This is a genomic window from Microbacterium sp. NPDC058062, from assembly GCF_042885375.1.
Taxonomy (GTDB): domain Bacteria; phylum Actinomycetota; class Actinomycetes; order Actinomycetales; family Microbacteriaceae; genus Microbacterium; species Microbacterium trichothecenolyticum_C.
Genome location: NZ_JBHVSC010000003.1, coordinates 453,647 through 464,299 on the forward strand (window position 1 = coordinate 453,647; position 10,653 = coordinate 464,299).

A 10,653-nucleotide genomic window follows, 5' to 3' on the forward strand; every position below is an offset into this window, starting at 1 on the left:
TAAGAGGTGGTGCTGCGTATAAGAGAGGTATCGTGCCGACATCGGCCGACGCCGCGAACATCGGCCCGGGGCGACGACACGCCGGGCGCCGGTAGCGTGGTCGGGTGAGTGTTCCTCCCGCCGGGCAGAGCTCCTACCCGTTCGACGCGCGCCCGCTGGTCGAGCCCGTCGCACCGGGCGCCGCGCGGGCCTTCGTGCAGGAGCTGCGCCGGACGGGACGCATCGCAGGCTCTCCCGTCTTCGGCGTGCTCGTGATCGTCGTCATCGTCTTCGCGCTCGTCGTGCTGTTCGGCTCCGTCGCGATCACCCTCGTCACGAGCGTCGTCGCCGCCGCCACCGCCGGCGCCGACGGTGGGGGACTCGCCGTCCTGTTCGGCTTCCTGCCGCTCGTCGTCATCGGCGTCATCGCCGCGGTGGCGATCACGCTCTTCGTGCGGGGTGCGCGCAGCAGCAGCGATCGCATGTACCGCCTGGACCGCTTCGCGCGCGCGAACGCGATGCACTACGAGCCGCGGCTCGACGCTCCGGGGCTGCCGGGCATGATCTTCTCGCTCGGCAGCAGTCGCCAGTCGAGCGACCTCGTGCGCGGCGATCGTCCGCGCTTCGTGGAGTTCGCGAACTACCGCTACACGACCGGCTCCGGCAAGAACCGGCAGACGCACCAGTGGGGGTACGTCGCGGTGAAGCTCGACACGCCTCTTCCGCACATCGTGCTCGATGCGACGAGCAACAACGGCCTGTTCGGCTCGAACCTGCCCCTCACGTTCGACAAGGATCAGCGCCTCAGCCTCGAGGGCGACTTCGACGAGTACTTCTCGCTGTACTGCCCCGCCGACTACGAGCGCGACGCCCTCTACCTCTTCACGCCCGACATCATGGCGCGCTTCATCGACAACGCCGCCGCGCTCGACGTCGAGATCGTCGACGACTGGCTGTTCCTCTATGCCAAGCGCGACTTCTCCACGCTCGACCCGCAGACCTGGGCGTGGCTGTTCTCCGTCGTCGGAGCCCTGCTCGACAAGTTCGCGCAGTGGGCGCGGTGGCGCGACGAGCGACTGGCCGCCGCGGCGGCTGCGGCGATGACGGATGCTGCCCCCCTCGGCTCCGCGGCAGCCGGGGCCGGCGGAGAGCAGGGCGGCGCAGCATCCGTCCCGTTCGCTCCGCCGCTCGACGCGCTGCGTCCGCCGCCCGGCGTCGCCCCGGAGGGCCGTCGCCTCCAGCGCGGCGTGCCGTGGCTGCCGATCATCGTCGGCGGCGTCATGGTGCTGTTCTGGATCCTCACCCAGATCGGGCCCGAGTTCCTCCGCTGAGCGCGAGGCCGACGCGCAGGCCGACGAGCGTATGCTGTCGGGCGTGCATTCGACGTTCACGACGCCCGGCGGGCGTAAGGGGGTACTCGGCGCTCCACGCGCCGAGCGGAGGTAGCCGCGCGCGCCGCCCCGGTCCCCGACCTCGGGTGGCGCAGCCCGCGTCATCTGCGCGCCGCCGGTCCGCAGCATCCTTTCGTCGCCGCTTCGGCGATCTCTCTTCCGTGAATCAAGGAATCATGCACGCATTCACCGAGAAGGACATCCGCGCGTCCTTCGTCAACGCCTCGCTGCGCGAGCGCAACTCCCTCATCGTTCCCGACCTCGCCCAGGTGGGCTGGGACGGACTCGACTACTTCGGCTGGCGCGATCCAAAGCAGCCGCTCGCCGGCTTCATCGTGGTGCCGGTCGACGGCGAGGCCGTCGGCATCCTCCTGCGCCAGACCGAACAGCGCACGCGCACCCGCGCGCAGTGCTCGTGGTGCGAGGACGTCACCCTGCCGAACGACGTCGTGCTCTTCGGCGCGAAGCGGGCCGGCAAGGCCGGACGCAACGGCGACACCGTCGGCACCCTGCTGTGCGAGAAGTTCGAGTGCTCGGTCAACGCCCGCCGGCCGATGCCACCGGCGTACCTCGGCTTCGATGTCATGGCCGCACGTCAGCGGCGCATCGAGGCGCTCCGCGCGCACGCCGAGGGGTTCGCGCGCGACATCCGCGACGGCGCCTGACCCGCGTTCGCATCACGTGCTATCGCCGAGATCACCCGTTGTTCGCGTACCGAACGGGTGATCTCGGTGAGAACACATGATGTGGTCAGCCGGGCGCAGCCCCCGGTCCGAGGCCGAAATGCACGAGCTCTTCGTCGTCGAGCATGCGCGACCGGATGATGAACCGGTTGCCCGTCGGACCCTCCACGCTGAAGCCCGCGCCCCTGCCGGGGACGACGTCGATGGTGAGGTGCGTGTACTTCCAGTACTCGAACTGGGCCTCCGAGATGAAGACCTCGATCGGGTCGTCCAGGCCGACGTCGAGGTCGCCCAGCCGCACGTCGGAGGCACCGACGATGAACATGCCGATCGGGAAGCACATCGGGGCGCTGCCGTCGCAGCAGCCGCCGGACTGGTGGAACATCAGCCTGCCGTGCTGCGCCGTGAGCTGCCGCAGCAGGGCGGCCGCAGCATCCGTCACGGCCACCCTGCTGAAGTACTTCGTGTCTGACATGGCAGCTCAGAAGAAGCCCATGGCTCCGTCGGCGTACGACACCAGCAGGTTCTTGGTCTGCTGGTAGTGGTCGAGCATCTTGAGGTGGTTCTCGCGGCCGATGCCCGACTGCTTGTACCCGCCGAAGGCCGCGTGCGCGGGGTACTGGTGGTACGTGTTCGTCCAGACGCGGCCCGCCTCGATCGCCCGCCCGGCGCGATAGGCGGTGTCACCGGAACGGCTCCAGACGCCGGCGCCGAGGCCGTAGAGCGTGTCGTTGGCGATCGAGATGGCGTCGTCGAAGTCGTCGAACGAGGTGACCGAGACGACGGGTCCGAAGATCTCCTCCTGGAAGATGCGCATGTCGTTCGTGCCCTCGAAGACCGTCGGCGCGACGTAGTAGCCGCCCGACAGCTCGCCGCCGAGGTCGACACGCTCACCGCCGGCGAGCAGCTTCGCGCCACCCGCCTTGCCGATCTCGATGTAGCTGAGGATCTTCTCGAGCTGGTCGTTCGACGCCTGCGCGCCGATCATGGTCGCCGGGTCCAGCGGGTTGCCCTGCACGATCTTGCCGACACGGCCGAGGGCGTCGCCGAGGAAGCCGTCGTAGATCGAGCGCTGGATGAGCGCGCGCGACGGGCACGTGCAGACCTCGCCCTGGTTGAGGGCGAACAGCGTGAAGCCCTCGAGCGCCTTGTCGTAGTAGGAGTCGTCGGTGGAGCGGGCGACGTCCTCGAAGAAGACGTTGGCGCTCTTGCCCCCGAGCTCGAGGGTCACCGGGATGAGGTTCTGCGACGCGTACTGCATGATGAGGCGGCCGGTGGTGGTCTCGCCCGTGAACGCGACCTTGCGGATGCGCTTGTGCTGCGCGAGCGGCGCGCCGGCCTCGATGCCGAAGCCGTTGACGATGTTGACGACGCCCGCCGGCAGCAGATCGCCGATGATCTCGAAGAGGAACAGGATCGACGCCGGGGTCTGCTCGGCGGGCTTCAGCACGACGCAGTTGCCGGCGGCGAGCGCCGGGGCCAGCTTCCAGGTGGCCATGAGGATCGGGAAGTTCCACGGGATGATCTGGCCGACCACGCCCAGCGGCTCGTGGAAGTGGTACGCCACCGTGTCTTCGTCGAGCTGGCTGAGCGAGCCCTCCTGCCCGCGCAGCACGCCCGCGAAGTAGCGGAAGTGGTCCACGGCGAGCGGGATGTCGGCGGCCAGCGTCTCGCGGACCGGCTTGCCGTTCTCCCACGTCTCGGCGACGGCGATGCGCTCCAGATTCTGCTCGATGCGATCGGCGATCTTGTTGAGGATCACGGCGCGCTCGGCGGGCGTCGTCCGCTTCCAGGACTCGAACGCCTTCCACGCGACGTCCACCGCGCGGTCGACGTCTTCGACGGTGCCGCGGCCGACCTCGGTGAAGGGCTTCCCGGTGACGGGCGTGATGTTCTCGAAGTACTGGCCCTTGATCGGCTCGACGAACTCGCCGCCGATGTAATGCCCGTAGCGGGGACGGTAGTCGGCGATCGATCCTCGCTGCCCGGGTGCGGCGTAGACGCTCGAGACGCCCTCTTCGACGATGGTCATTGCTGGTCTCCTTCGACGCTTCGCGACGGTCGTCGTCGCGTGTCGCCGAAGGTAGGCGGCGAAACGTTGCACAACGTTGCGTCCGCACTCAGAGGTCGGCTTCGAGCCTCTCGATGCGGGTCACGAGGCCGGCGCGGCGGGGCGAGCGGGCGGGCAGCATCGACAGGCACAGCCGGAGCAGCTCGACGTCGTCGGCGGCGGCATCCGTCTCGGCGAAGGCGAGGAGGACGTCGACGGATGCCTCGGCCATGAGTGCCTCGCGCAGCGCGACCCGGATGGTGTCGCGGAACTCCTCCACCCCGGGCGCGACCGAGTCGGGGAGCACGTCGCCGCGGTAGGCGGCCAGTGCGACGCGATGCGCACCGCGGTCGAGGAGCGACAGCACCTGATGCGCGTCGGTCTCGACCTCGACGCCGAGCCGGTACGGGCGGGACTCGGGAACGAGAGCGGGGGCGGCGGTCGTGAGCGTCTTGCGGAGGCGCACCATCTCGGCGCGGAGGGTCACGGATGCCGCATCCCCCGCGCTTTCGCCGTACACGAGGTCGCCGAGCCGCTCGGCCGACAGGCCCTGGCGGTGGACCGCGAGCATGAGCAGCAGCTCGGCGTGGCGCGGGCCGAGCTCGGACACCGTCTCGAACCCCTCGCCCGTGACCTCGAGCTGGGCGCGGTCGCGGCCCAGCACCCGCAGCACCGCCCGCGTGGGCTCCACCCGCCGGGCGGGCGCGCGACGTGCGGGTCGCGGCGGCTCCGCCCGGGCCCGGAGGCGCGCGACCAGGAGCTCTCCCTCGATCGCCCGGGCCGTGGCATCCACCAGCAGCTGCGCCTGCGGGGTGACGGCCTCGAGGCCGCCGGTCACGTCGATCACGCCGAGGATGCGCCGCGTCTCGGGATCGTGCACGGGCGCGGCGCTGCACGACCACGGCTGCACGAGCCGGTTGAAGTGCTCGGCGCCGGTGATCTGCACGGACCGGTCGAGCGTGATCGCGGTGCCGGGGGCGGCGGTGCCGACCGCGTCCTCCGACCAGTTCGCGCCTTCGACGAATCCCATGTCGCCGGTGAGACGCCGCACGTTGCGGTCGCCCTCCACCCACAAGAGGCGCCCGGAGGCGTCGCCCACCGCGACGACGACGCCGGATTCGGATGCCTCGCCCGGGAGCAGCAGGCCGCGCACCATGTCGATCACCGCGGCGAGCGGGTGGGCGCGGCGGTACGCCTCGAGCTCCTCGGCCGTCAGGTCGAGGGGCGGCAGTGCCTCCGCCCCGACGAGGCTGTCGAGCGAACGGCGCCACGAGTCGCGCACCAGCAGCCGGACGTCGCGCAGTCGCTCGTCGGCGGCGTTGCCCGCCACGAGCTCCTCGTGGGCGCGCTCGATCAGCAGGCGGGAGGTCTCGGGCGACACCTCGCGGCGCTGCGACCAGGATGATGACACGGCGGCTCCGATCGACGTCGGTGGAGCGTGCCTCCAGTGTAGGTGGGCGCGGCGCTACGCCGCCGCGGTGGTGACCTTCGCGCGCAGCGGCATGAGCGCGCCGGCGACCTGGTCGATCGCGTCGGCGTCGACGCCCGCCTCCGCGAGCGCCGCGGCCGCGTGGCCGATGACGCGGTCGAAGTCGGCGTCGGAGATGCCGCGACCGGCGTGGGCGACGCCGAGGTCCTTGCCCTTGTACCCGTCCGGACCGCCGGCCGCCGCGGCGAGGAAGAGCGCCATGTGGCGCTTCTGCTCGATCATGCGGGTGTGCTCGAAGAAGGGGGCCAGGGTCTCGTCGGCCATGATGCGGCTGTAGAGGCCGTCGACCACCGCGGCGATGCCCGCGCCTTCGCCGAGGCGCTGGTACAGGGTCGCTTCGCTCGTGTCAGTCATGCGGATGCTCCGATCGTGAGGAGGGTGATGTCATCGTGCGGTCGTTCAGTATTCGAAGTCGCTGCGTCGCCGGCGGCCGCGCTCGTCCGAGGAGTCCGCAGGGGCGGGGAGGGGCGGAGGCGTCGGCGTCGCAGGCGCCGGCGGCGGCGATTCCGGCGGGGCCGTTCGCACCGGGGTGGCGCCCAGGCGTCCGAGTTCCCGTTCGATCGACTCCAGCAGCGAGTGCACCTGCGCGGTGGCCATGCGGGCGAACTGGCGGGCGCGCACGACGTCGTCCGGCGAGGCCGGCCCTGCGACCCCGAGGTCGTCGGTCGCGAACGCGAGGGCGGGCGACCGGTCCGCGGTCCACGGCTGGGATGCGGAGGCGGATGCGGGGGCGGCTGCGGCTGCCGCGGGAGCGCCGGCCGCGGCCGCCGCGACCTGAGCCGGGTGCGCCGCCGCTTCCTTCTCGATCGAGTGGGCGACCTGCTGGGCCCGCTCGACGATCTCGCGGTACTGCTTGCGCGCGGTCTCGATGAGGTCGCGCGCGTACGACTCGGCCTCGGCGACGGCGTCGTCGGCGATGCGCTGCGCGCTGCTGAGCAGCAGCACGGCGCGGCTCGAGATCTCGCCCTCGTCCGCGCTCACGCCGCTCGCGGTCAGCGCGGCGTTCTCGCGCCAGGCGACCTCGAGGGCGTCCGCCGCGGCGGTCAGCAGCGCGTCGACCTCGCCACGGGAGTAGCCGTGGCGCTCGTCAGAGAACGCCGCGGCGCGCAGCGTCTCCGGTGTGGTGGATACGGATTGGATCGCGGTCATGATCGCCTTCGCTCTACTGGACTCCCAGCGAGACGGCGGGGCGGACGAGCTCCGGGGAGTCTGCTCGTCCGGCGGCGGCGCTGGGTTGCTGGGTGAACGGGTCTTCGTACTTCTCGCTGCGGATGCGGTGCTCGTCGAGGCCTGCGCGGCGCAGGGCGGCAATGGTGTGGTCGACCATTCGCGGCGAGCCGCACACCATCGCCAGGCGCTCGTCCCACGGGCCGTCGGCGGCCGCGAGGTCGCCGATCAGGCCGCGGCGCCCGGGGAACGACGGGTCGTCCGACACGCCGTACTCGACGTCGAGCCAGGCCGCGTCGGCGTACCGCTCGAGCTCGGGCTTCGCATAGAACCCCCACGGATGCCGCACGCCCTGGTAGAGCGCGACGCGCGGGCCGTTCCCGCGGGCCGCGTGGCGCGCGGCGACCTGGTCGATCACGGCGAGGAGCGGCGCGAGGCCGGTGCCGCCGGCGACGAGGAGGAGGTCCGGCCACTCGCTGTCGAAGGGGAGGGTGAGCGGCTCGCCGATCGGCGGGCCGAGGCGGACGCGGTCGCCCGCCTTCACGTCGCGCAGCAGCGCACCGCTGACCTGTCCGCCGGCGACCAGCTGGACGTGGAAGGTGATCGTGCCGTCGGCGCGAGGGGCGTGCGTTGGCGACAGGTAGCGCCACTGCCGGGGCCGCTGCGGGATCTCGAGAGCCAGTGACTGGCCGGCCTGGTAGCGGTACCGGTCGTCGGGACGGATCGTCACGGTGCCGACGTCCATTCCCCGTCGCTCCGTCGCCACAACTTCTGCGGCCCACGTCGCGGGCTGCGACTCGACGGCTTCCGCGGCCGTGATCATGGTCGTGGCGATGAGCCCGTAGGCCTCGGCCCAGTCGGCCGCGAGCTCGGCCGTCCACGCGTCGCCGAGGAAGTGCTTCAGCGTCGCGAGCAGCGACGCGCCGACGGCGGGATAGTGCCCGGCGATCGTGCCGAACTTGCGGTGATCGCGGCCGAGATCCTCGATGTACGGCACGACATCGCCGACTCGGTCGACGTTGCTCACCATGTGTCCCAGCGCCTTGACGAGGCGATCGCGCTGCGCCGCCATCGCGACGGGGAACAGGTCGCGCGTCTCGGGGTGGGCGAGGAAGAGGTGCGCGTAGAAGTACCCGGGGACCGCGTCCCCGTGAGCGGCGACCTGGCTCCAGGTCCGCTTGAGCGCTACCGCATCCACGTGTTTCCTGTCCCCTCGTCGGCGATCCGGTCTCGGGCGACGCTAGCGCGTTACAGATGTAACTGCAAAGCAACCACGTGCAACTGCAACCGGATAGCATTGCCCTGTACAGCGCTCAGGGGTGGTGCGCGACACAGGTCGGGGGGCCGGATGAGCGTGTTGTTGTCGAACGGGACAGTCTTCATAGAAGAGGGCCTGCGCGAACAGGCCGCCGAGCTTCTGCACCGCATCCCCGACCTCGGCGCCGTCGGGTTCAGCGTCGCCGCCGAGGACGGCGCCCAGAGCACGGTTCCCGCGGATCTGAGCTCGTTCCTGACCCACGTCCTCAAGGGCTTGGCGCGGGGCCGCGTGTCGGTCGCCACCCTCCCCGACGAGCTGACCACCACCGTCGCGGCGGAGCTCGTGGGGGTGTCCCGGCCCACCTTGATGAAGCTGGTGCGGGCGGGCGAGCTGCCCTCCCACCAGGTGGGAACCCACACGCGGCTGCGCACCGCCGACGTCCTGGCGCTGCGACGCAGTCGGGCCCGCGCGCGACGCGAGGCCCTCGACGCCCTGCGCGAGCTCGACGACGAACTCGGAGCCGGATTCGGAGCCGATTGACAACCGGCGCTGGGTAGTCTGACCGGGTGCTGCACCGTGTCTTCGTCGACAGCGACGTCCTCGCCGCGCGCACCCCGTACGAATGGCTCGCGCTGCTGCGCCACCAGACCGGGTCCTTCCAGCTCCACTCGTCCGCGGGCGTGGTGACGGACTCCGTCCGCCTGTGGTCGAGGCGGGAGTCGACCCGGCGCGCGGCCTCACGACGACGTCTCGAACTCCTCGCCGCCAGCCTCGACGAGATGATGGGGTCGGTCGACGCCGACATCGACCTCGACGATGCCGTCGAGCCCCGCCTCGCCGCGGCCGACGCCGCGACCGGCGGCGCCCACGTGCTGGTCTCGAGCCACCCTCACGGGATCGCTGCAGAGGATCCGCTGCCCTTCGACGTCTACAGCCCCGACGAGTTCCTCTGCCTCCTCGACGACACCGCGGGGGCGGACGTGAGGCACGTGACTTCCGCGCAGCACGCACGCGCCCGCCGGACGGGGGATGGCCGCCGCCTGGAGCCGATCACGGAGGCGCTGACCGCCGCCGGATGCCCCGCCTTCGCCGAGCGGGTCTCCTCGCATCTGCACGCGCTCGCCCAGTGATCCACGCGAGCCGGCGGAGCGGAGGATCCGTCGCTGAAGCGGATCAGGCGCGCGCGGCCCACCACTCCCGCAGGCGCCGCTCGGCCTCGTCGGCGCCGACCACGCCCTCGTCGAGGCGCAGGTCGAGGAGGAACTTGTACGCCTCGCCCACCTCGCGACCGGGCTTGAGGCCCAGCACCTCCTGGATGCGGTTGCCGTCGAGCTCGGGGCGCATCGCGTCGAGCTGCTCCTGCGCCGCGAGCTCGGCGATGCGGCGCTCGATGTCGTCGTAGGCGCGCGCGAGGCGCGTGGCCTTCTTGACGTTGCGGGTCGTGACGTCGGCGCGCGTGAGGATGTGCAGGCGATCGAGCTCGGCATCGGCGTCGCGGACGTACCGGCGCACCGCCGAGTCGGTCCAGGCGCCCTCGGAGTACCCGAAGAAGCGCAGGTGCAGCTCGATGAGCCGGCTCACGGTGGCGATGGTCGCCGAATCGAAGCGCAGCTCCTGCAGGCGCTTGCGCGCCAGCCGCGCGCCCTTGAGGTCGTGGTGGTAGAACGTGACCCCGCCGCCCGGCTCGAGCCGGCGGGTCGCCGGCTTGCCGATGTCGTGCAGCAGCGACGCGAGGCGAAGCGCGACGTCGGGCGCAGCATCCGGATTCCGGCTCTTCTCGAGCTGGATCGCCTGCCGCAGCACCGTGAGGGAGTGCTCGTAGACGTCCTTGTGATGGTGGTGCTCATCGACCTCGAGCTGCAGCGCGGGGATCTCGGGCAGGAACTCGGCCATGAGCCCCGTCTCGACGAGCAGGCGGATGCCTCGCACCGGGTCGTCGGTCGCGAGCAGCTTCACGAGCTCGCCCTGGATGCGCTCGGGGCTCACGATCTCGAGCGTCGTGCGGAGCTCTTCCATCGCGGCCTCGGTGGCGGGGTCGACGGCGAACCCGAGCTGCGATGCGAAGCGGGCGGCGCGCAGCATCCGGAGCGGATCGTCGCCGAAGCTCACCGCCGGATCGGTGGGGGTGCGCAGGACGCCGCGGACGAGGTCTTCGACACCGCCGGTGGGATCGACGAGCGTCTGCCCGGGGATCCGCAGCGCCATCGCGTTGACGGTGAAGTCCCGGCGCACGAGGTCGCCCTCGATGGTGTCGCCGAACTCCACGGTGGGCTTGCGGGTGACGCCGTCGTAGCTGTCGGCACGGTACGTCGTGATCTCGACCTGCTCGCCGTGGACGCGGGCGCCGATCGTGCCGAATGCACGGCCGATGTCCCACTGCGCGGACGAGATTGGCTTGACGATCGTGAGGATGTCGTCGGGGCGCGCGCTCGTCGTGAAGTCGAGGTCGTTCGTCGGCCGGCCGAGCAGCGCATCGCGCACCGGGCCGCCCACGATCGCGAGGTCGAAGCCGGCGTCGGAGAAGGCACGCGCGAGCGTGGAGACGACGGGGGACTCGGCGAGCGCGCCGAGGCGCGCGATGCCCTCGGCCATGTTGAGCATGACATCGAGCCTATCCGCGCGGACGGGACCCACCG

At 71.3% G+C, this 10,653-nt stretch carries 11 protein-coding genes; 4 read left to right on the plus strand and 7 right to left on the minus strand.

Annotation, left to right across the window (positions count from 1 at the left end):
- Positions 1 to 104 precede the first annotated feature (104 nt).
- Complete coding sequence (locus ACFVSU_RS11305) at positions 105 to 1,310, plus strand: hypothetical protein (protein ID WP_387142435.1); 1,206 nt, start codon at positions 105 to 107, stop codon at positions 1,308 to 1,310.
- A gap of 236 nt (positions 1,311 to 1,546) precedes the next feature.
- Positions 1,547 to 2,035 (plus strand): FBP domain-containing protein, encoded by a 489-nt coding sequence (locus ACFVSU_RS11310; protein WP_387142438.1) that lies wholly within the window; start codon positions 1,547 to 1,549, stop codon positions 2,033 to 2,035.
- 85 nt (positions 2,036 to 2,120) lie between these two features.
- Here ACFVSU_RS11310 and ACFVSU_RS11315 read toward each other — a convergent pair whose 3' ends face one another.
- The 6 genes from ACFVSU_RS11315 to ACFVSU_RS11340 form a co-directional block, all read right to left on the minus strand.
- On the minus strand, positions 2,121 to 2,528 hold the full coding sequence (locus ACFVSU_RS11315) for a DUF779 domain-containing protein (RefSeq protein WP_387142441.1): 408 nt from the start codon (positions 2,526 to 2,528) through the stop codon (positions 2,121 to 2,123).
- Between the two features lie 6 nt (positions 2,529 to 2,534).
- The gene (locus ACFVSU_RS11320) at positions 2,535 to 4,085 is read right to left on the minus strand and encodes an aldehyde dehydrogenase family protein (RefSeq protein ID WP_056365621.1); all 1,551 of its coding nucleotides are present in this window, start codon (positions 4,083 to 4,085) and stop codon (positions 2,535 to 2,537) included.
- A gap of 88 nt (positions 4,086 to 4,173) precedes the next feature.
- On the minus strand, positions 4,174 to 5,514 hold the full coding sequence (locus ACFVSU_RS11325) for a transcriptional regulator (protein ID WP_387142445.1): 1,341 nt from the start codon (positions 5,512 to 5,514) through the stop codon (positions 4,174 to 4,176).
- A gap of 54 nt (positions 5,515 to 5,568) precedes the next feature.
- On the minus strand, positions 5,569 to 5,946 hold the full coding sequence (locus ACFVSU_RS11330; RefSeq protein ID WP_310286816.1) for a group 1 truncated hemoglobin: 378 nt from the start codon (positions 5,944 to 5,946) through the stop codon (positions 5,569 to 5,571).
- Between the two features lie 45 nt (positions 5,947 to 5,991).
- Positions 5,992 to 6,741, minus strand: coding sequence for a DivIVA domain-containing protein (locus ACFVSU_RS11335; RefSeq protein WP_387142448.1), 750 nt, complete (start codon positions 6,739 to 6,741; stop codon positions 5,992 to 5,994).
- 13 nt (positions 6,742 to 6,754) lie between these two features.
- Positions 6,755 to 7,957 (minus strand): globin domain-containing protein, encoded by a 1,203-nt coding sequence (locus ACFVSU_RS11340; RefSeq protein WP_387142451.1) that lies wholly within the window; start codon positions 7,955 to 7,957, stop codon positions 6,755 to 6,757.
- A 150-nt stretch (positions 7,958 to 8,107) separates the two neighbouring features.
- Here ACFVSU_RS11340 and ACFVSU_RS11345 point away from each other — a divergent pair, with 150 nt between their 5' ends.
- Both ACFVSU_RS11345 and ACFVSU_RS11350 read left to right on the plus strand, forming a co-directional pair.
- Complete coding sequence (locus tag ACFVSU_RS11345; protein ID WP_387142454.1) at positions 8,108 to 8,557, plus strand: helix-turn-helix domain-containing protein; 450 nt, start codon at positions 8,108 to 8,110, stop codon at positions 8,555 to 8,557.
- 26 nt (positions 8,558 to 8,583) lie between these two features.
- A complete protein-coding gene (locus ACFVSU_RS11350) occupies positions 8,584 to 9,147 on the plus strand; it encodes a hypothetical protein (RefSeq protein ID WP_387142457.1) in 564 nt (187 codons plus the stop codon).
- A gap of 43 nt (positions 9,148 to 9,190) precedes the next feature.
- Here ACFVSU_RS11350 and ACFVSU_RS11355 read toward each other — a convergent pair whose 3' ends face one another.
- Complete coding sequence (locus ACFVSU_RS11355) at positions 9,191 to 10,618, minus strand: CCA tRNA nucleotidyltransferase (RefSeq protein WP_387142460.1); 1,428 nt, start codon at positions 10,616 to 10,618, stop codon at positions 9,191 to 9,193.
- Positions 10,619 to 10,653 lie beyond the last annotated feature (35 nt).